The sequence below is a fragment of the Telluria beijingensis genome, assembly GCF_030770395.1.
In the GTDB taxonomy this organism is placed as follows: Bacteria; Pseudomonadota; Gammaproteobacteria; order Burkholderiales; family Burkholderiaceae_D; genus Telluria; species Telluria beijingensis.
In genome coordinates, this window is sequence record NZ_CP132480.1 from 552,850 (window position 1) to 572,093 (window position 19,244).

The following is a 19,244-nucleotide window of genomic DNA, read 5'->3' on the forward strand; positions in this document are numbered from 1 at the left end:
ACTACTCGACCGCGCGCCGCAGTTCGCCCAGGCGGTCGAGCACGTAGTGATCGAGGTCGCGCGCCAGCAGCAGGTGGCCGTCGTATTGCGCGCGCGCCTCTTCCTCGAGCAGGGCCAGCGGCATCGGGCCGCCTTCCTGGTAGCGCGGGCTGAAATGGGTCAGCACCAGGTTGCCGACCTTCGCCTCTTGTGCGAAGCGGGCGATCCGCATGGACGAACTGTGCTGCGGGCCGGGGCCGATCTTTTGCAGCACGTCCTCGGTATAGGTTGCCTCGTGCACCAGCACGTCGGCGCCATGGGCGCTGGCGGCCAGCAGGTCCGGGCTGTCGTTGTCGCCGGCCACGACGATGCGGCGCGCGCGGCGCGGCGGCAGCAGGTAGTCGCGGGCGGCGATGGCGCGCCCGTCCGGCAAGACCACGTCGCGGCCCTGCTGGATGTCGCCCCATAGCGCCGACGAGGGCACGCCGTCCGCCCGCAGCTTGTCGGTATCGAGTTTTCGTTCGAGCGCGCCTTCGGTGAAACCATAGGCCCAGGACGGGATGCGGTGCGACAGCGCCGTAGCGTCGACCGCCAGCTCGGGCAGCAGCGGGCCGTCCGCCAGCTCGTCGGGCGTGAGCCAAGCGAGGGGATAGGGCAGGTTCAACTCGCTGGCCTGCATGATGCATTCGATCATGGTGCGCAGCGGCGGCGGGCCGACGATGGTCAAGGGCTCGCTGCGGCCCAGCAGGCCGGCGCTGGCCAGCAGGCCGGGCAGGCCGTAGCAGTGGTCGCCGTGCATATGGGTGATGAACACGGCGCGCAGGCTCATCACCGACAGCGGGGTGCGCAGGATGCGGTGCTGGGTGCCTTCGGCGCAGTCGACCAGCACCCACTGGCGCGCGCCGCGCAGGCGCAGCGCCAGGCCGGACATATTGCGTTGCCGGGTCGGCGTGCCGGACGAGGTGCCGAGGACGATGATTTCCATGAGGTATACCGTTGGGGGCGATGGCCTCCATTATCCATACAACGCGGCCCGGGCCGGCGCGCGTCCGGAACTGTCCAGAACTCGCGATTGGCCGCGGTGTCCTTCACAGTCGGAGCGCCGCCACAGGGACGGCCATGCCCGCCTTCGTTCAAGGAGAAAGTCATGCGCATGACATTCGTTGCCGCCGCGGCGGCGACCGGGTTCGCGGCATTGCTGGGTTCCGGCGCCGCCGGATCGGCCCCGGCGCTGCAAGAGGTACAGGTGCCCGTGGCCGGCATCAACTGTTCGCGCCTGGGGCCGCCGCCGCGGCGGGTGAGCCCCAGCGCCGAGACGCTCGACGCGATCGACGGCGCCTATCGGCTGTCCAACGGCCAGAAGCTCGAGCTGGACAGCATCGACCAGCAGGTAGTGGCCGACTTCGGCCGCTGGCACCAGATTCCGCTGGTGGCGACCGGGCCCGAGCGCTTCGAGTCGCGCGATGGCCTGGTCTGGGTGCGTTACGAGGCCGACGAGCGCACCGAGCGGATCGTGGTCAGCAATCCGGCCGATGCGCGCGGGCGTTATGTGGATGCCTGCTGACGCCGGAGTGGGCGTTCAGTGCGACGCCGGCGCCAGGCCGAACAGCAGCGAGCGATGGGCGCCGACGCCGGCCATTGCCCCATCGGCCACGGCCAGCGCCACCGAGCTGGCGGCGCGCATGGCGTCGCCGCCGGCGAACACGCCCGGCACCGAGGTCTGGCGGCCTTCGTCGGTGCGGATGTAGCGGCCCAGTGGGCCTTCCTCGAAGGCGCAGCCGAGGCGCTCGGCGAGCGGGCTGGCCATGTGCAGGCGGCCGAAGGTGAACAGGCCGGCCATCGCTTCCTGGCGTCCGTCGGCCAGCACCACGGTGGCGGCATCGACCAGGCGCACGACCGGCGTCGCGTCGACCTGCACGCCGCGTGCCTGCAGGTCGGCCCGTTGCGCTTCGTCGAGCGGGCACACGCCATTGGTGAACAGCGTTACCTGGCCCCAGTGCGGCAGCATCTGCGCCTGGTGCACCGACAGCGGGCCGCTGGCCAGCACGCCGATCCGGCCTTCATCGAGTTCATAGCCATGGCAGTAGGGACAGTGGAACACGCTTTGGCCCCAGCGCTCGGCCAGGCCGTCGATCGGCGGCAGCTCGTCGCGCACGCCAGTGGCCAGCACCAGCCGCTGGCCGCGCGCGCTGGCGCCGCCGTCGAGGTCGACGACGAAGCCGTCGGCGTCCGGCCGGGCGTCGAGGGCCAGGCCGTCGTGCCAGGCCACGTTGGGATAGGCGGCGACGTTGGCGCGGCCTTCACGTGCGATGGCGGCCGCCGGCTGGCCGTCGCGCGTCAGGAAGCCATGCGAATCGCTGGCGAAGCGGTTGCGGCGCTGGCCGGCGTCGACCACCAGCACCTTGCGCCGCGCGCGCGCCAGTTGCAGCGCGGCCGACAGGCCGGCATAGCTGCCGCCGATGACGATGGCGTCGTAGTCAGTTCGTTGGGTGTTCATCCTGGGGCCTCCGGTGGGGATGGCGGTCGTAGCCGCGGTTGAAGTCGCGCGACAGGTCGGCCAGCGTGACCTCGCCCAGGCGTTGCACCAGCAGGGCCTCGGCCTGCTGGAATGCGTCTGCCAGCGAGGCGTTGACCACCTGCTCGACCAGGCAGGCGCTGTGCTCGTTGCGGTTGCCCATCGCGAACACGGTGGGGGCGCCGACCGCGTCGTAGACGTCGCGCAGGGTCACCGTGGCCAGGTCGCAGGTGATCGACCAGCCGCCGCCGTGGCCGCGCTCCGAGCTGATGTAGCCGCGCTCGCGCAGGCCGGCCAGCACGCGCCGCACCAGCACCGGGTTGGTGCCGAGCATGGCGGCCATCTGCTCCGACGTCATCGGGCGTTCGCTGTGGGCCAGGTGCAGCAGCACGTGGAGGACGGAAGAGAGTTTGCTGTCGCGTTTCATGTAACTAATGATAGTACAAATTTCGCGGCAGCGGGTGGATGGTCAGGATTTTTCGGCTGGATCGGTCTTTGGCGGCAATTTGAGGGTCGGCAGGTAGTACCACATATAAGTGCTCACGCAGGCGCCGATGACGACCATCATGATGAGGATCGCGACGCTGTCGAAATGCCGTGTCGACCAGGCCATCGAGCCCCACAGCATGACGGTGGCGACGATCTTGCCTTTCAGGGGGATGCCGTGCCCGGCCTCGAAATTGGCGAGGTACTTGCCGAACACGGGATGGGCCAGCAGCCAGCGGTGCAGGCGCTCGGAGCCGCGCGCGAAGCAGGCTGAGGCCAGCAGCAGGAAGGGCGTGGTCGGCAGCAGCGGGAGGAAGATACCGAGGATGCCCAGCAGGACGGCCAGGACCCCGGCCACGTTATAGAACAGTTTCATGCCGCCACTCTAGCATCCGGCGCGGCTGCGCAGGTGCGGCCACCGGCTTGCCGATCTGCTTATGCAAAAAGGAAACACTCAAGCATATCAAAATGCAACTTTAAGTTCTGCTCTGCAACTTAATGTAGTTAACTCGGTATAATGTCCGGCTCGACGACGGGCGCGTCTGTTCGGCAGTGGCAGGAATCGTTCTACGCCCGGCCATCCTTTCCGCCTGCTGTCCGATTGCCGCCTGGCTTGCGCCGGCCATCGTCTTCCATGCCTTATCCCACATCGTCCAATCCCGTCGTGGCCATGTTCGGCGGCTACTTCCGCCGCCGGGTGCTGCGCCAGCTCGCGCTGTACCTGGCGCTAATGCTGGCGCTCGTCTGGGGCGGGGTGGCGGTGGAGCAGGCGCGTTTCGCCACGCTGGCCGAGAGCGGCGGCAAGGCCAATGTGCAGAACCTGTCGCGCGCCTTTTCCGAAGAGGTCAAGGCGACCGTCGGCCTGGTCGACCTGTCGCTGGTCCAGCTGCGCGCCACCTGGCAGCGCGACCCCGCCAACTTCGCGCGCAGCGTGGCCGAGCATGCGCGCCACCTGCGGGTGCCGATGCACATTACCGTCACCGACGCCGCCGGCCGCCTGCTGTACACCGACGCCGTGGCCGGCGGCAGCGCCGCCCCGCAGGGCCTGGCGCTGGGCGACCTGCGCCAGTTCGCGATCCACCGCGAGCATGGCGGCGACCGGCTCTACGTCAGCCGCGCGGAGCGCAGCCGCATCTCGCACCAGTGGACGGTCCAGTTCACGCGCCCGATCCGCGCCGCCGATGGCCGCCTGGCGGGCGTGATCGCGGTGGCGGTCCCGCCGGATTACTTCCTGCGCTTCTACGACAGCATCGACCTGGGCCCGGACGCCACGGTCAGCCTGCTGCGCCTGGACGCCACCGTGATCGCGCGCAGCTCGCGCGCGGACGGCAACCGCCACATGGGCGCGACGCTGCCCGACGCGCCGCAGACGCGCGACGCGAGCACGAGCGGCGCCTTCCGCCGGGTGAGCCACCTGGACGGCATCGAGCGCTTCTATGCCTGGCACAAGCTGCCCGAGTACGGCCTGGTGGTCACGGTGGGCCAGGCGGTGGCCGATGCCGAGGCGCGCTTCGCCCAGCAGCGCGAGGTGATGCGCAGCGCCGGCGCGGTCGTGTCGCTGGTGCTGGCGTTGCTGGGCTGGGCGGCGATCGGCGCGGCCGACCGCCGCCGGCGTGCGCTCAAGGCCCTGGCCGCGGCCGAGGCGCGCTGGAAGCTGGCGCTGAACGCCGCCGGCGACGGGGTCTGGGACAGCGACGTCACGACCGGCCTGGTGACGCTGTCGCCGAACGCCCAGCGCATCCTGGACAGCGAGCATCCGGTGGTGTCCTGGTTCGGCAACGACAGCCTGGCCGGCCTGGTGCACCCGGACGAGCTGCCGGCGGTGCGCGCGGCGCTGCGCGCCCACGTCGACGGCTTGACGGCCGACTACGCGATCGAACACCGGCTGCGCACGCGCGACGGCGGCTGGCGCTGGATCGAGGCGCGCGGCACGGTCACCGAGCGGGGCGAGCGCGGCGAGCCGCTGCGCATGATCGGCACCTTCTCGAACATCGACGCGCGCAAGCGCGAAGAGCAGCGCATGCGGCGCATGGCGCACGAGGACGCGCTGACCGGCCTGCCCAACCGCGTGCTGCTGCACGACCGCATGCGCCAGGCGATCCTGGTCGCGCAGCGCGAGGGCCACAAGGTCGGCCTGGTCTATTTTGACCTGGACAACTTCAAACCGGTCAACGACACCCACGGCCACGCGGTCGGCGACCGCCTGCTACGCATGGTGGCGCAACGCGTACGCGCCGCGCTGCGCGAATCCGACACGCTGGCGCGGATAGGCGGCGACGAATTCGCGGTCCTGCTCCCGCGCTGTCACCAGCCCCAGGACGCCGAGCGGGTAGCCGCCACGATCCTGGCGCACCTGGAACACCCGTTCGACGACGCCGAACGCACGCTGCGCATCTCCGGCAGCCTGGGCTACGCCCTCTACCCCGACTCCGGCCCCGGCGACGGCGACCCCGCCGAATCCCTCCTGCACTGCGCCGACCTCGCCATGTACGACGCCAAAGCCCACGGCCGCAACCGCATCTCCGGCAGCTACCGCACCCGCATCACCTAACCCCCTCCCAATTAGGGTCAGAGTGAGATGCACCGGAATGGTGGACAACCGTCGGCGCCGGCGTCGTGGCAAAGATCATCGCCTAATTCATCGGGCTATCGATCGCTGACCGGACACCTTTGGGTGTCTTGTCAGCACCACGGATGGGGACAGACTTTTTGGTCTGTCCCCATCTGTTTGAGCGGGAACGATGATATACTCCCGCCTCTTGAGCAGTACCGAAGTACCTTTACCACATTGCCGGCAACAAGCCGGAACGTTCTTTTAAAGGAATTAGCATGTCCGCTCCAAACCAGAAAATCCGTATCCGCCTGAAAGCGTTCGACTACAAGCTGATCGACCAGTCCGCACTGGAAATCGTCGACACCGCCAAGCGCACCGGCGCCGTCGTCAAGGGCCCAGTCCCACTGCCGACCCGCATCCAGCGTTTCGACGTGCTGCGTTCGCCACACGTGAACAAGACCTCGCGCGACCAGTTCGAAATCCGTACGCACCAGCGTCTGATGGACATCGTGGACCCGACCGACAAGACCGTTGACGCACTGATGAAGCTGGACCTGCCAGCTGGCGTCGACGTCGAAATCAAGCTGCAGTAATACCAGATCAAGTGCCGGCGGATTCATCCGCCAGTGCTGCAAGGGCCGGATCGACCTTCAAAGGACGATCCGGCCCTTGTCATTTCAGGGGTGGCGCATGCGCAGTGCATGAACTGGGCGCCGACACACATCAATCGTTGTCCGCCAGGCATTGGCATGATGTAATCGACAGGTTTCGTTGTCCGATTGCCGCCGCATGCCCCAGCTTCCCTTCGTCCAGACCCTGCGCGCCACCTCATGGCGCGATCTCGCCGGCTGGGGCGTAGCCTCCCTGTTCCTGGTTTCCATCGTCAAGGCGTTCGCCCCCGAAGTCTTGAAGCCCTTCCTGCGTAGTGCCGGCCTGGCAATACCCTTGCTGCTGCTGATGGCAAAAGATATCGCCCACGCGCCTGACGCCTGGCAGCGCCTGCGCGGCGCGCATGCCGCCCGGGCGCCATGGCATGCGCGCGTGGCGGCGCTGCTGCCGCCCGAGCTGGTGGGAATGCTGAGGCTCGACCGCCTGCTGTGGATCGGTTGCTGGCAGCGCCTGCGGCGCCAGCCTGCGCCGCGTCCGCTGCCGGATGGCATCGCGCTAGGCTATCTCGAACGCGGCGCCTACGGCACCGCGACCGCCGTGGTGTTTGTGAGCCTGCTGCTGGAGCTGCCGGTCCATGTCCTGCTGCTGAACCTGTTCATCGAGGACGCCGCTAAGCTGGTCCTGCTGCATGTCGTCGGCGCCGCCGCGGTGCTGTACACGCTGGCCTGGATGCTGGGCGACCGCTGGCATATCGGGGCCGGGCGCCATGTCATGACCGATGACGCGCTCCACCTGCGCGTGGGCGTCCGCGTCGATGGCGTGCTGCCGCTGGCGGCGATCGCGCGCCTCGAGACGGTCGATGCGCCGCTGCCGGCCTGGCGCCGGCGTCACCGCGTGGCGCGCTGCGACATGCTGCTGGTGACGCCGTTCGACCAGCCCAACTGCGTGCTGGTGCTCGAAGAAGATGTACGGATTGACATCCTGCACTGGCAGGTCGAGAGGCGGCTGCCGCGTTACGTCTTCCTGTATCTTGACCGTCCCGAGCTGCTGGCGACGCGGCTGCGCCGGCGGGTGACTGCGTGAGGCGGTTCCCGTTGCCGCGGATCGGGCCCGGTGCGCTGATCGTCCTGGGCCATGTACTGCTCGGGTTCGCGTTGCTGCATCACGGCGGCGCACCGACGCGCGGTCCCGAGCCGGCGCCGGCCGACTACATCGAGCTTGCCTTCATCAAGGCGACCAGGATGCCAGCGCCCGCGGCAGCAGCCGACCCTCGGCCGACCGTCGCGCCACGCTCGGCGGCACGACGTCCAGCGGCAACGGTACCCGTCGAATCGGCGCTGGTGGCGGTGCCTGTCCTGGCCAGCGAGGAAACCCACGCGGCCGAGGCGCCGGACGTGGCGGCACGGCCGGGACGAATCGATATGGAGTCATTGCGCGCGGCGGCGCGCCAGGTGGACAGCGAACGCGGTCCGGTCGCACTGGAGCCGCTGCGCGCCAGCGACGACAGCGAGTTGTCGCGTGCGGTGAGAAGGGCGAAGGTCCCGGATTGCCAGACCAAGTATGCCGGCGGCGAAAAGGCCAATATTCTGCTCCTGGTCCCCCTCGCCATCGACACCATCACGGGCAAGGGCTGCAACTGGTAGCCCTGCCGTCAATCGGCTTATTTACTGCCCGTCTTCCAGCGCATGCCGAAGCCGTAATGGCGGTCCATCAGCTCGTGCGCGCTGGTCATGCCCTGCTGCTGGAAGTATTCGGCCAGCTTGGTGATTACCAGGTTGCCGCCGCGGTTCTCGATCAGCGCGATGGCGCACATGATCTGGCGGTCGCCGCCGTCGAGTTTCACTTCGACTGGCGCCTGGCCCGGCGCCGTCACCGTCACCACGCCATTGGTCACGCCCCAGTTGGCCGCGCCTTCGTAGATGAAGGAGAAGATCACCGCGCGCTTGATCTTGTCGAAGCGTTCGCCGTTGATGAACAGATTCTCGCCATTGGCGGCGGCGCCGGTGCGGTCGTCGGCGTCGAGCTGGATGAAGGGCTCGCGCTCGTAGTCGCCGAAGGTATTGCCCAGCGCCTGCACCAGGCCGCGGCGGCCGTCGGCCAGCTCGTACATGCAGCCGAGATCGAGGTCGATGCCGCTGCGGCCCTTGCGCGCCGCGCCGGCCTTGTTGGCCATCTCGCCCGCCTTGTTAGCGAGGTCGCCCGCCATGCTGGTGAGGCGGTCGAAGAAGCCGCCGCCGCGCGCGGCCGAGGAAGGCGGTGGCGGCGAGGCCGGCGGCGGCGCGATGGCGGCCTGGTTCCAGTTCAGGTTGACGTGGATGCGGCCGTAGCCGCCGCCCGCGCGCTTGTCGAGCGAGATCTTGTCGCCCCGCTTGTCGAGCGTGACCTTGGACAGCGACACCGTCGGCTTGGGTGCAGGTGCAGGTGTCGGCGCAGGTGCCGGAGCCGCCGGCGTCGATGAACCTGCCTCGGTGCCGCCGAAGTTCGCCAGCAGCGCCGACAGGCCGCCATTGAAGCCCTGGCCGACCGCGCCGAAGCGCCACTGGCCGTCACGGCGATACAGTTCCGCCACGATCAGCGCCTTCTCGTCGCCGAAGTCGGCGCCCGACCATGGGAAGCGCAGCGCGCTGCCCAGCGACAGCGAGCTGGCGCCCAGGGTGCGCATGGTGGCCGCGCCGTCGATCGCCGCCACGAACACGAGCTTCGCGATCGAGGCCGGCAGCTGGTCGAGGTTCACCGCGAAGCGCGCGCGGCCGCCGCCCAGCTCCAGGCGCACTGCGCCTTCGGGGCTGGCCAGCTGGTTATAGAACACCATGTAGCGGTCGTCCGACAGCTTGTCGTTGGCGTCCAGGCCAAAGCAGGAGACGTCGACCGAGGCGCCGTTGGCGGCGATCTCGACGTCGACATTGAACACGTGGCCGGTGCCGAGGTCGGACAGCTTGCCCTTCTGTCCGCGCGAATAGGTAGTCATGAGGGTTCTCCTTCCAGGAATGGTTTGTGGTCCAGGTCGACGCGCGAGCCGAACAGGCGCGATTGCTCGAGGGTGCGTTCGGCCCAGGCGCGGTGGGTCGCGACTTCCTGCATCGCGTCGTTCATGCGGAACACCGCCGGGCTCGAGGCGTCGAGGATGGCGCGCGCCACCGCCAGGTCTTGCGGCGTCACCTGGAAGTGCTGCTCGATCGGCGCGATCTGGGTCGGATGGATGGCGGTCTTGCCGACCATGCCATGGGCCAGGTCTTCGATCACTTCCTGGTCCAGCAGCTCGGGCAGGTCGAGGTATTCGAACACGGGCGCGGTCAGCATGAAGCCATACGGCCGGAAGGTCGTCACCAGGCGCGAAATCACCGGCCCAAGGGGCGTGCGGTACAGGGTCATGCCGCGCGGGCGGCGCAGGCCGAGCAGCGCCAGCAGGTCGTTGCCGCCGACGCGCAGCGCCAGGATGCGATGCCGCACGCCGGGCGCTTCCAGGGCGGCGCGCAGGCCCTGCATCTCGGCGTCGTCGAAGGCTTCGGCCGTCTCCAGGGTCGGCATCAACACGTGTTCGGTGTGGCGCACCAGCCTGAAATAGCTGTCGAAGTTGTGGCGCGTGATCTTGGGCAGCACGAAGCCGGTCAGCTTCTCGGCGCCCGGCATGGCCAGCACGCGCGCCAGCACGTCGGGATTGCGCACCCGCACGAAGCGGTCGGCCGCCACGTCCAGGCGCATGTTCGCCAGCACCACCGACAGGTTGAACAGCGACCAACTCAGCTCGCGGTCGGCGATCGAATCCTCGGTGCAGAAGATCAGCGAGCGGGCATGCGGCAGGCGCTCGCCATTGGCGATTGCGGTCAGGTTCTTGTGATTGGCCGGCACGTACAGCGACGCGCCCAGTGATTTAGCCATCCGATGCACTCCGGATCAGGGATACTGCGTGATAGGGCAGGTGCGGGTCGACCTCGACCGGCACCCGTTTTTCTTCGGCCAGCGCGACCAGATGCGCCACGTCCGGCGCGTGCGGGTCGCGCAGCACCACCAGGCGCGGCGCGCGGCGCAGCAGCACGCGCGTGGCTTCGCCGATGCCGGGCTTGACCAGGTTGACGTCGGCCACGCCGTAGCGCCGCATGGCGCCGGCGATATAGGTCTGCGAGCGCGCGCGCGCCGCCGGCGCATCGATCGCCTGCGCGCGCGGCTGCGCTTGCGCCTGTTCCAGCGCCAGGCGCACCAGCGCGTCGGCGAACGATTGCGAGCGGTCCACCGCGGCGAACTGCTCGTAGAACACGCAGCCGTGGAAGTCGTCAGCGCGCATGTCCTCGCTCATCACGGTGCGGCTCACCAGGCCCGACACCGTGGCGTTCAGGATGCTCGACGGGATCAGGTAGTCGTCGCACGAAGCCGCGCAGGCGGCGGCGCCGGCCAGGTCGGACAGCACGTGCAGGCCGGCGTCGACATGGGTGCCGTGGCGCACGTTGAACACGTCGATCGAACTCGCCAGCTCGCGCGCAATCACGCCCTTGCCGGTCCAGCCGTCGACGAACACGATCGAATCCGGATGGTGGCCCAGCGCCAGGACATGGCGCAGGGCGGCGGCGTCGATGCCGCGGTCGCGCACGATCGATACCGAGTAGTGCACGGCGTCTCGTCCGAACAGCTCGCGCAGCAGCCGCGCGACGACCACGCCGACCGGGGTGCCGCCGCGCGCCAGCGACACGATCGCCAGCCGGTGCTGGCTGCGCTGCGCGATCAGCGAGGCCAGGCGCAGGCAGTCCTGCGCCATGCGCGCATTATTGGCGCGGCAGGCCGCATCGAACAGCGCCATGTAGCGCTCGGACGGCGTCGACTCGGGCGACAGCATCTGGCTGTAGTGGCGGCGCCCGCTCTGGATCAGCGCTTCTTTCTCGGCGACGTCGACGAAGTTCGCCTGCGGCAGGCGGCGCAGCAGGAAATCCACGTCGCCCGGGCGATAGCTGCCGGAGAAGCGCTCGCGGTCGCTCACAGCGCCCCCACGGTGATGCCCGCGAGCTGGGTGCCGCGCGGGACGATGGCGTAGTCGCAGGCGGCCATGAAGCGCGCGTCCGAGCGGCTGTCGCCCATGCCGAAGGTGACGATCTCTCCATGCTCCGCCTTCAGGCGCGCGGTGACGTGGGCCACCGCATTGGCCTTGTTCAGCGCCTTCGGCAGGATCGCCAGGTTGTTGCCGTTGCGGTGGATGAAGTAGTCGCGGTCGCCATCTTCGATCCAGGGCCGCACGACGTTTTCCTCGAGCGGCGCCAGGCGCTCGGCCTGCTTGTCGGGATCCTTCACCACCAGGAAGAACGGGGTGCCGAAATCCTCGATCATGCGCGCGCGGCCGCCATACCCGGTGCGCGCGCCATGCTCGTCGATGTGGGCCGCCAGCTCTTGCAGGCCGGGCAGGGCAGCGTGCATCGCCGTGCGCATGCCGTCCAGCCAGGGCTGGTCGACCGCGCCGCCGGGTTCGAGCACCACGCCGCCATAGTTGATGATGGCGTAGCTGTCGAACGGCAGCGACACGCGGCGCAGGCCGTCGAGGTCGCGCGCCGTGGTCGGGATCATCGTCATCCCGTCCTGCAGCAGCGCCAGCAGGGAGCGCTGCGAGGGCGTGGTGTAGGAACAGATGCTGCCGTCCTTGTAATAGGCGGCCGGCGCCAGCGCGCCGGGGATGTCCCGGTGCGCGCCGCATTTGCCGATGGTCTGGAACAGCGTATCGTCCAGGTCAGCGAACAGGAACTTCTTCAACGTGGTCCTCGGACTGGAAGTGGAATAGCCGCGCGTGCAATTGGCCGGCAAGCTGGATCAGCGCCGGGCCGGGCGCCGTCTCGTGGCACACCAGCACCTGGTCGTACTGGCCGGGCGCGACGTTGTACAGGTAGTTGGCGATGCCTTCGCCGTAGTTGTCGGGGAAGGTCAAGGCATGGCCCACCGCGCCCCAGGTCAGGATCGGGGAGCGCGTGGTCGATTGCACCACAGTGTCGACGCCATGGCGCTGCAGGGCGTCCCCGAGCAGGGTCGAGACGTGCATGAATTCGCCGGTGCCCAGCACCAGCACCCGGTTCCCTGGGGCGAATTCGCCCGCCAGTTGCGCGGCGAGCGCCTCGGGCGCCTTGATGGCCCGCGCGGCGCCCAGGCGTCCGAAGGCGGTGCTGGCGCCACGGTCGGCATCGAGTTCGAAGCGTTGCGCCGCGCCCTGGTCGGGCGGCAGCGCGCCTTGCACGAAGCTGAACTCGCCCTCGACCAGGGCGCCGCTCGTGACCGGCATGCCGAAGCGCGCATCGAGCAGCTCGGTCGCGGCGCGGCCCATGAAATTGGTGATGGTGGCCAGGTGCACACGCTCCAGGCCGGGATTCAGGCGGCGGCAGGCGGCGGCCAGGTTGACGAAGGTGTTGCCGGTGCTGGCTTCGTCGTCGACCAGCACCAGGGTGCGCGCCGCCAGCAGCAGTTCGCGCAGCGCCGGGTCTTGTGGCTCATGCAGGAACTGGCGCGGCGCGTGGCTGTGCGCTTCCTCGAATTCGATCAGCGGGCCGTTGCCGACCCGGTAGCGGGTGGTGTGCAGGAACAGCGCCTGCTGGTCCGGATGGGCGCGCAGCCAGGCTTCGAACACGCCCTGGCCCAGGCCGACCGCGGTTTCCGCCATGGCGATGAAGACCACCGGGCCCTGCACCGCGCCGCCGAGCGGCGGCACGGTCGCTGCCAGGCGCTCGTGCACCATCAGCATGTCGATCGGGTTGGCCGGCCAGTGCTTGCCCAGCACCTTGCTCAAGAACAGGAAGCCGCGCTTGGCGTTGGCGCGCGCGGCGAAGCCGAGCAGGGCGTCGAGTTCGGCGGCGCCGCTGTCGATGCGCAGGTCGAGCGTCCCGGTCGGTAACTCGATCCGTTGAACTGGAACGGGATGCGGCGCGTTCATGCCAGCTCCGTCGCGACGCTGACTTCGGCCACCCGCATGCCGTGGCGCGGCGTCGGGATATCGAGGCCGTCGTAACCTTCGGCGAAGCCGCGCAGCGCGATGTACGGCAGGTTGGGGCCGGCCAGGCAGGCCATGCCGATCCCGCCCGACATGCGCGGATTGATCTCCAGCAGGCGCGGCCGCCCGCCGCCCTCGCGGAACTGGGCGTTGAACACGCCATTCAACTGGTAGTCGGCGCACAGGCGGCTGGTGGCGTCCAGGATGTCCTGGCGCATGTCGATCAGCTGGCCGCTGCCGGCCTGCGGCAGCTTGCGGCGCACCACGGCCGATACCAGGCGGCCGTGGTCGCCCACGCAGTCGACGCTGTATTCGGGGCCATCCAGGAATTCCATCAGCAGCATGGTGGCGAAGTTATCCAGTTCGCCCAGCCCACGGCGCAGGTCCTGGTAGCCGATGTGGTGTTCGACGCCTTTCATCAGGAGCGCGGCGCTGCTGCGCTCCTCGTCGACGATGGCGAAACCCAGGCCGTAGATGCCGTGCGCCGGCTTGACGCACAACTTCGCATGCTGCGGGCGCAGTTCGGCGTACGCCGCATCGAACTGTTCCAGGTTCTCGAAGGGCCGGAAGGCGGCCACCGGCGCTTCCGGCAGCACGGTGGCGGCATAGAAGTCGGCCTTGTCGTGGATGCGTTTCAGCGCGGCCGGCGGGGCGGCGCTGAGCACGCGGGTGCCCACGTCGGCGAAGCGCGCGTGTTCCGCGGCCAGGGTGGTGGCTTCGCGGCCGGGCACGAAGATGTCGATCTTCTGGTCACGGCAGAAGGTCAGGCACCAGTCGACGTAGGCGTCGCCCTTGAGGCCGGTGGGCTCGACGTGGAATTCATGGGCCAGGCGCGCGGCCGGCGCATGGCGGTTGGCATTGCTGTGGATGATGGTGAAACGGCCTTCGGTATCGGCCTCGCGGATCAGCTTGATCGCCGCATTCACGGACGAAAACGTCCTGTTGTACCAGACGCGCATGTGGGCTCTCTTGATGGATGATCGGCCACTGGCGTGGCGTTGCAGGCCCGCGCCGGGCGGCGCGGACCGTCAGGGATAAGTCCCTGTGTGATGCTTAGACGTTGACGCCGAACGAACGTGCCAGCGGACCGAGGCCGCCCTTGAAGCCCTGGCCGACGGCGCGGAATTTCCATTCGCTGCCGGCGCGGTACAGCTCGCCGAAGATCATCGCGGTTTCGGTCGAGCTGTCTTCGGACAGGTCGTAGCGCGCGATCTCGGCTTCGCCGGCGGCGTTCAGGCAGCGGATATAGGCCTTGCCGACCTGGCCGAAGTTCTGGCGGCGCGCATCGGCGTCGTGGATGGTGACGCAGAACGAGATCTTGTCGATGTCGGCCGGCACGCGCGCCAGGTCGACGGTCAGCTTTTCGTCGTCGCCTTCGCCCTGGCCGGTGGTGTTGTCGCCGGCGTGGGTCACCGAGCCGTCGGTCGACTTCAGGTTGTTGTAGAAGATGAAGTCGGTATCGCCGCGCACCTTGGCGTCGGTCTTCAGCATGAAGGCGCTGCCGTCCAGGTCGAAGGCCGAACCGTCGGTCGAGCGCGGATCCCAGCCCAGGCCGATGATGACCTTGGTCAGGCCCGGTGCTTCCTTGCTCAGGTTGACGTTGCCGCCTTTTTGCAGACTGATTGCCATGCGAACTCCTTTGTAGTCAGGGTGGATCAACACTCCCGCCGTCGCGCGCGAGACGCGGCCAACGTCGGGACGATATCGAAACGAGGGCCGGTGAGGATGCCCAACCAGCCGATTGTACACGCTCCGGATTTCACATTAGCTCTTCTTGCAATGTCCATACACCAATAAATGTGCCGACACAATGTGAATATAAATACAGCAGGAAGGCAGGGGCGTAAGCGCCGCAGTCGAACGGCCACGACATTTTTCCATTGCAGAAAACAGACACTATATTTTTCTAATTTTTAATTTTATAGAAATAATGTAGTATTTTGGAAAATGTCGTATCGATCGCGGTTCCCTCTGGAGGAGTGCATCATGTACCGAAGCGTTTTGCAGCTGTCGAACACCGTTTCCAACGACGTCATGCCCGGACAGCGCCGCAAGGCGGTGGCGTTGGCGGTTGCCTCCCTGGCCTGGCTGGCCAGCGCCCCGGCCTCCGCCCAGCAGCCGCCGGCCCCGGCACAGGATGCCCCCACCGCGATCGAAGCCGCCGAAGTCGTTACCGTGTCCGCCACCCGGCGCCGCGAACCGGTGCGCGACGTGCCGCTGCGGGTCGAGACCATCAGCGCCGAGGCGCTCGAACGCTCCGGCGCGGCGTCGTTGAGCGACTACGTGGGCACGCTGCCGGGCGTGCACGTGCACAGCGATGGCGGTCCGGGACGCGGCCAGGTCAAGATCCGCGGCATCACGGTGGGCGGGCTGAGTTCCCCGACCGTCGGCGTGTACATCGACGACGTGGCCTTCGGCTCCAGCACCGGCTTCGTCGGCGAAGCGGTATCGGCGCTCGACCTGTCGCTGCTCGACCTGCGCCACGTCGAACTGCTGCGCGGCCCGCAGGGAACGCTGTACGGCGCCGGCGCCATGGGCGGCCTGCTGAAGTACGTGACCAACGACCCCGACCCGAGCGGCTTCTCGGGCAAGGCCGGCCTGGCGCTGCGCCAGAGCAAGGGCGGCGCGCTGGGCCATATCGAGAACGCGGTCGTCAACGTGCCGCTGAGCGCCGGCACGGCGGCCTTGCGGGTCGCCGCCTTCAATGAACACGACGGCGGCTACATCAAGTCGGTCGGCCGGGTCGCGGGCGACCATGCCAACGACGGCGATACGCGCGGCGTGCGGGTGTCGATGCTGTTCGATCCGAGCTCCAAGCTGCGGGTGCGCCTGACCGCCACCCAGCAGGACATCGAGCGCGATGGCACCAGCATCGCGCAGTACGACGCCCGCACCGGGCTGCCGCTGCACGGCGACCTGACCCAGCTGCTGTACCGGCCGGAGCCCTATACCATCAAGACCGGGGTCTTGTCGGGCACCGTCGAATACGAAATGGGCTGGGCGCGCCTGAACGTGATCACCTCGGCCCAGCGCTTCAAGGGCGAGACGGCGCTGGATGCCACCGAGATCGTGGGCATCCCCGGCATCGACTTCGGTGGGCTCGACAACGACATCGACCTGCGCAAGCGCAGCGCCGAAGTGCGCCTGACGTCCGCCCGCGGCCCGCTCGAATGGCTGCTCGGCTTCTACCACAACAAGGAAACCGGCAGCCGCTCGCAGCGCCTGTGGATCCAGCTGCCCGGCGGTTCGGCGAACGACCTGGTGCGCTCCAGCCAGCCCTCGCGCTTCCAGGAAAACGCGGTGTATGGCGACATCACCTGGAATCCGGCGCCGGAATGGTCGTTCACCGTCGGCGCGCGCAGCGCGCGCAACCGCCAGGTGTATGGCACCGAGACCAATGGCGTGAAGGACTTCGAATCGACCGGCAAGGACAGTTCCAAGACCTACCTGGCGACGGCGCGCTACTCGATCGACAAGACCAGCAGCGTGTACTTCCGCGCCGCCAGCGGCTATCGCCCGGGCGGCCCGAATCCGCCGGCGATCGACCAGGACGGGCAAGTGGTGCCGGGCGCGCCGCTGACCTTCGAACCCGACAAGCTGTGGAGCTATGAAGTCGGCTACAAGGCGGATTTGCTGCAGCGCCGCCTGTTCCTGGAAGCGGCACTGTTCAGCATTCGCTGGAAAGACCTGCAATTGCCGATGGCGGTCGGCGTGACTTCGCTGACAGGCAATGCGGGCGAGGCCGAGTCCAATGGCCTGGAACTGGCCGTGCGCTACAAGCTCAACGAAAGCTTCAGCCTCGACGGCAGCCTGGCCTGGACCGATGCCACGCTGACCGAGGATGCCCCGGGCCTGGGCCCGTCCGGAGCGCGCCTGCCGAATTCGGCCCGGCTGTCGGCCACGGTGGGCGGCCGCTACGACTTCCAGCTGGCCGGCAACCGGGCCTGGGCCGGCGTGACCGTGCGCGGCGTCGGCCAGCGCAATGCCGGCTTCGATACGCCGGTGACCTCGGTGCCGTACTTCAGCATGGCGGGTTATACGCTGGCCGACCTGCAGATGGGCGTGGACGTCAATGGCTGGGAAGTCGGCGCCTTCGTGCGCAACCTGGCCGACAAGCGCGCGCTGAACAGCGCCGACACCAACCTGACCGCGTTCGGCGGTCCGCTGCGCGCCACGCCGGTGCAGCCGCGCACCTTCGGCCTGAACCTGACGAGGGCATTCTGATGCTCGGCCTGCGGCTTGCACGCTGGCGCATCGCGCTGTGCGGATTCGCCCTGGCGCTGGCCGGGGGCCTGTGCGCGCCGCTTGCGGCGCAGGCCCAGGCCCAGGCGCCGGCCGGCCACGCCTTGACCGCGGCCGACCTCGAAACCTGGCTCGACGGCCTGATGCCCGCCGCTCTGCGCAGCGCCGGCGTGCCCGGCGCGGTGGTGGTGGTGGTCAAGGATGGCCAGCCGCTGCTCGAGAAAGGCTATGGCTACGCCGACTGGGAGCGCGGGGTGCCGGTCGATCCGGCGCGCACCTTGTTCCGGCCGGGATCGATCTCCAAGCTGTTCACCTGGACCGCGGTGATGCAACTGGTCGAGCAGGGCAAGCTCGACCTGGACGCCGACCTGAATCGCTACCTGGACTTCACGGTGCCGGCCTACCGGGGCAAGGCCATGACCCTGCGCCACGTGATGACCCACACCACCGGGCTCGAGGAGACCGGGCGCGGGCTGATCGTGTATGGCGAGTCGACGCCGGACAACGGCGCGGTCCTGAAGGGCTATATTCCTCCTTATCTGTATGAGCCAGGCACCACCCAGGGGTATTCGAACTGGGCCACGGGGCTGGCCGGCTACATCGTGCAGCGCGTGAGCGGGCAATCGTTCGACGACTATGTGGAGCAGCGCATCTTCGCGCCGCTGGGCATGCGCCAGTCGACCTTTCGCCAGCCGCTGCCAACGGCGCTGCGCGGCCAGATGTCGCAGGGCTACCTGAGCGTGGACGGCAAGCCGAAAGGCTTCGAGATCGTCAGCATGCCGCCGGCCGGCAGCATGGCGGCAACCGGTTCCGACATGGCGCGCTTCATGCTCGCTTACCTGCAGGGAGGACAGCTCGATGGCCAACGCATCCTGCAGCCGGACACCGTCGCCCGCATGCATTCGACGATCACGCGCGGCCTGCCTGGCCTGAACGGCATCGGCCTGGGCTTTTATCAACAAGACCTCAACGGCCACCGCGCCGTCGGCCATGGCGGCGACACCATCCTGTTCCACTCCGACCTGGTCCTGCTGCCCGACCAGGGCATCGGCCTGTACGTATCGGTCAACGCGGCCGGGCGCCACGACCTGGGCAAGTGGCTGCGCGACCGCGTCTACCACGGCTTCGCCGACCGCTACCTGCCGGATACGCGCCCGCCCGCCGGGCCCGGCGTCGACCAGGCCACGGCCGAGGCCCACGCGCGTCTGCTGGCCGGCGCCTACCGCAATTCGCGGCGCGAGGATTCGACCTTCCTCTCGATCCTGCAGCTGGTCAGCCCGTTGCGCATCGAGGACGCCGGGCAGGGCAAGGTGGCGCTGACCATCGGCGGCAGCCGCAGCGAGTTCCGCGAAGTCCAGCCCTTCCTGTGGCAGGAAGTGAACGGTAAGCGGCGCCTGCAGGCGCTGGTCGAGGACGGGAAAGTCACGCGCTGGGGCCTGGAGCCGTATGTGTTCGCCTTCGTGTTCGAGCCGGTCCCCTTCATGGCGAGCGGCGCGGTGCTGGCCCTGCTGCTCGGCGCGCTCGGCGTGGCGCTGGCAACCGCGCTGGCCTGGCCGGTGGCGGCACGCGTGCGGCGCCGCCACGGCCTGGCGCCGCCTCCGCGTTCGCTGGCCTGGGTGCGGATCGCCTGCTGCCTGGTGCTGGTGAGCGTGGTCTTGTGGACGCTGGTGTTCGTCCTGATCGAGGACAGCGAACCTGGCCTGGTGCTGGTGCTGGCCCAGGCTAGCAGTTGGCTCGCCTTCGGCGGCGGGCTGCTGGCGGCGCTGTGGCATGCGCGCACCGTGGCGGCGGCCGGCGCCAGGAAGGCGCTGGCGCTGCCCCTGCTGTGGGTGCTGTGCTTCGCGCTGCTGGTGGCGGTGGGGCTCTATCACCACCTGATGAGCTTCAATCCCCATTTCTGATCCTGC

18 protein-coding genes are annotated in these 19,244 nt (G+C 68.5%); 7 read left to right on the forward strand and 11 right to left on the reverse strand.

Annotated elements, in window-relative coordinates; translation table 11 throughout:
- Position 1: 1 nt before the first annotated feature.
- Positions 2-964 carry an MBL fold metallo-hydrolase gene (locus Q9246_RS02450; RefSeq protein WP_306395204.1) on the reverse strand — a complete coding sequence of 321 codons (963 nt, stop codon included), beginning with the start codon at positions 962-964 and terminating at the stop codon, positions 2-4.
- A gap of 162 nt (positions 965-1,126) precedes the next feature.
- On the opposite strand from Q9246_RS02450, the gene Q9246_RS02455 reads away from it, so the two are divergent.
- Positions 1,127-1,543: a hypothetical protein gene (locus Q9246_RS02455; protein WP_306395205.1), complete on the forward strand. Its 417-nt coding sequence runs from the start codon at positions 1,127-1,129 to the stop codon at positions 1,541-1,543.
- A 15-nt stretch (positions 1,544-1,558) separates the two neighbouring features.
- On the opposite strand, the gene Q9246_RS02460 is transcribed toward Q9246_RS02455, so the two are convergent.
- The 3 genes from Q9246_RS02460 to Q9246_RS02470 are packed head-to-tail and all read right to left on the reverse strand — an operon-like array spanning position 1,559 to position 3,356.
- On the reverse strand, positions 1,559-2,476 hold the full coding sequence (locus Q9246_RS02460; protein WP_306395207.1) for an NAD(P)/FAD-dependent oxidoreductase: 918 nt from the start codon (positions 2,474-2,476) through the stop codon (positions 1,559-1,561).
- Complete coding sequence (locus Q9246_RS02465) at positions 2,457-2,921, reverse strand: Rrf2 family transcriptional regulator (RefSeq protein ID WP_306395209.1); 465 nt, start codon at positions 2,919-2,921, stop codon at positions 2,457-2,459. Before Q9246_RS02465 ends, Q9246_RS02460 begins: the two co-directional genes overlap by 20 nt.
- A 42-nt stretch (positions 2,922-2,963) precedes the next feature.
- Positions 2,964-3,356, reverse strand: coding sequence for a YbaN family protein (locus Q9246_RS02470; RefSeq protein ID WP_306395211.1), 393 nt, complete (start codon positions 3,354-3,356; stop codon positions 2,964-2,966).
- 258 nt (positions 3,357-3,614) lie between these two features.
- Between Q9246_RS02470 and Q9246_RS02475 the strand changes: the two genes are divergently transcribed.
- From Q9246_RS02475 to Q9246_RS02490, 4 genes are all read left to right on the forward strand, one after another.
- Positions 3,615-5,531, forward strand: a complete 1,917-nt coding sequence (locus Q9246_RS02475) for a sensor domain-containing diguanylate cyclase (RefSeq protein WP_306395212.1) — start codon at positions 3,615-3,617, stop codon at positions 5,529-5,531.
- A gap of 278 nt (positions 5,532-5,809) precedes the next feature.
- Entirely contained in the window at positions 5,810-6,127 is a 318-nt protein-coding gene (gene rpsJ, locus Q9246_RS02480) for a 30S ribosomal protein S10 (RefSeq protein ID WP_005663509.1), read from the forward strand.
- Between the two features lie 196 nt (positions 6,128-6,323).
- Entirely contained in the window at positions 6,324-7,226 is a 903-nt protein-coding gene (locus Q9246_RS02485) for a hypothetical protein (RefSeq protein WP_306395219.1), read from the forward strand.
- 11 nt (positions 7,227-7,237) lie between these two features.
- Entirely contained in the window at positions 7,238-7,786 is a 549-nt protein-coding gene (locus tag Q9246_RS02490; protein WP_306395220.1) for a hypothetical protein, read from the forward strand.
- Positions 7,787-7,803: 17 nt separating this feature from the next.
- Here Q9246_RS02490 and Q9246_RS02495 read toward each other — a convergent pair whose 3' ends face one another.
- The 7 genes from Q9246_RS02495 to Q9246_RS02525 all read right to left on the reverse strand — a co-directional run bounded on the left by Q9246_RS02495 (position 7,804) and on the right by Q9246_RS02525 (position 14,724).
- On the reverse strand, positions 7,804-9,111 hold the full coding sequence (locus tag Q9246_RS02495; RefSeq protein ID WP_306395221.1) for a TerD family protein: 1,308 nt from the start codon (positions 9,109-9,111) through the stop codon (positions 7,804-7,806).
- Positions 9,108-10,022 (reverse strand): HpcH/HpaI aldolase/citrate lyase family protein, encoded by a 915-nt coding sequence (locus Q9246_RS02500; RefSeq protein WP_306395223.1) that lies wholly within the window; start codon positions 10,020-10,022, stop codon positions 9,108-9,110. Before Q9246_RS02500 ends, Q9246_RS02495 begins: the two co-directional genes overlap by 4 nt.
- A complete protein-coding gene (locus Q9246_RS02505) occupies positions 10,015-11,112 on the reverse strand; it encodes a cysteine protease StiP family protein (RefSeq protein ID WP_306395224.1) in 1,098 nt (365 codons plus the stop codon). Before Q9246_RS02505 ends, Q9246_RS02500 begins: the two co-directional genes overlap by 8 nt.
- Entirely contained in the window at positions 11,109-11,873 is a 765-nt protein-coding gene (locus Q9246_RS02510) for a hypothetical protein (RefSeq protein ID WP_306395225.1), read from the reverse strand. Before Q9246_RS02510 ends, Q9246_RS02505 begins: the two co-directional genes overlap by 4 nt.
- Positions 11,851-13,038, reverse strand: a complete 1,188-nt coding sequence (locus Q9246_RS02515; RefSeq protein ID WP_306395226.1) for a phosphoribosyltransferase domain-containing protein — start codon at positions 13,036-13,038, stop codon at positions 11,851-11,853. Before Q9246_RS02515 ends, Q9246_RS02510 begins: the two co-directional genes overlap by 23 nt.
- Positions 13,035-14,054, reverse strand: a complete 1,020-nt coding sequence (locus Q9246_RS02520; RefSeq protein ID WP_306395228.1) for an ATP-grasp domain-containing protein — start codon at positions 14,052-14,054, stop codon at positions 13,035-13,037. Before Q9246_RS02520 ends, Q9246_RS02515 begins: the two co-directional genes overlap by 4 nt.
- Positions 14,055-14,148: 94 nt before the next feature.
- Positions 14,149-14,724, reverse strand: coding sequence for a TerD family protein (locus tag Q9246_RS02525; protein ID WP_306395229.1), 576 nt, complete (start codon positions 14,722-14,724; stop codon positions 14,149-14,151).
- Between the two features lie 357 nt (positions 14,725-15,081).
- Here Q9246_RS02525 and Q9246_RS02530 point away from each other — a divergent pair, with 357 nt between their 5' ends.
- Together Q9246_RS02530 and Q9246_RS02535 are read left to right on the forward strand one after the other, a co-directional pair.
- Complete coding sequence (locus Q9246_RS02530; protein ID WP_306395231.1) at positions 15,082-17,319, forward strand: TonB-dependent receptor; 2,238 nt, start codon at positions 15,082-15,084, stop codon at positions 17,317-17,319.
- Positions 17,319-19,238, forward strand: coding sequence for a serine hydrolase domain-containing protein (locus tag Q9246_RS02535; RefSeq protein ID WP_306395233.1), 1,920 nt, complete (start codon positions 17,319-17,321; stop codon positions 19,236-19,238). Before Q9246_RS02530 ends, Q9246_RS02535 begins: the two co-directional genes overlap by 1 nt.
- Positions 19,239-19,244: the final 6 nt, after the last annotated feature.

What these genes read in the sequence shown, in the direction of transcription:
- Q9246_RS02450 (WP_306395204.1), bottom strand. Translation starts at nt 964, where the DNA reads ATGGAAATCATCGTCCTCGGCACCTCGTCCGGCACGCCGACCCGGCAA.
- Q9246_RS02455 (WP_306395205.1), top strand. Translation starts at nt 1,127, where the DNA reads ATGCGCATGACATTCGTTGCCGCCGCGGCGGCGACCGGGTTCGCGGCA.
- Q9246_RS02460 (WP_306395207.1), bottom strand. Translation starts at nt 2,476, where the DNA reads ATGAACACCCAACGAACTGACTACGACGCCATCGTCATCGGCGGCAGC.
- Q9246_RS02465 (WP_306395209.1), bottom strand. Translation starts at nt 2,921, where the DNA reads ATGAAACGCGACAGCAAACTCTCTTCCGTCCTCCACGTGCTGCTGCAC.
- Q9246_RS02470 (WP_306395211.1), bottom strand. Translation starts at nt 3,356, where the DNA reads ATGAAACTGTTCTATAACGTGGCCGGGGTCCTGGCCGTCCTGCTGGGC.
- Q9246_RS02475 (WP_306395212.1), top strand. Translation starts at nt 3,615, where the DNA reads ATGCCTTATCCCACATCGTCCAATCCCGTCGTGGCCATGTTCGGCGGC.
- rpsJ (WP_005663509.1), top strand. Translation starts at nt 5,810, where the DNA reads ATGTCCGCTCCAAACCAGAAAATCCGTATCCGCCTGAAAGCGTTCGAC.
- Q9246_RS02485 (WP_306395219.1), top strand. Translation starts at nt 6,324, where the DNA reads ATGCCCCAGCTTCCCTTCGTCCAGACCCTGCGCGCCACCTCATGGCGC.
- Q9246_RS02495 (WP_306395221.1), bottom strand. Translation starts at nt 9,111, where the DNA reads ATGACTACCTATTCGCGCGGACAGAAGGGCAAGCTGTCCGACCTCGGC.
- Q9246_RS02500 (WP_306395223.1), bottom strand. Translation starts at nt 10,022, where the DNA reads ATGGCTAAATCACTGGGCGCGTCGCTGTACGTGCCGGCCAATCACAAG.
- Q9246_RS02515 (WP_306395226.1), bottom strand. Translation starts at nt 13,038, where the DNA reads ATGAACGCGCCGCATCCCGTTCCAGTTCAACGGATCGAGTTACCGACC.
- Q9246_RS02520 (WP_306395228.1), bottom strand. Translation starts at nt 14,054, where the DNA reads ATGCGCGTCTGGTACAACAGGACGTTTTCGTCCGTGAATGCGGCGATC.
- Q9246_RS02525 (WP_306395229.1), bottom strand. Translation starts at nt 14,724, where the DNA reads ATGGCAATCAGTCTGCAAAAAGGCGGCAACGTCAACCTGAGCAAGGAA.
- Q9246_RS02530 (WP_306395231.1), top strand. Translation starts at nt 15,082, where the DNA reads ATGTACCGAAGCGTTTTGCAGCTGTCGAACACCGTTTCCAACGACGTC.
- Q9246_RS02535 (WP_306395233.1), top strand. Translation starts at nt 17,319, where the DNA reads ATGCTCGGCCTGCGGCTTGCACGCTGGCGCATCGCGCTGTGCGGATTC.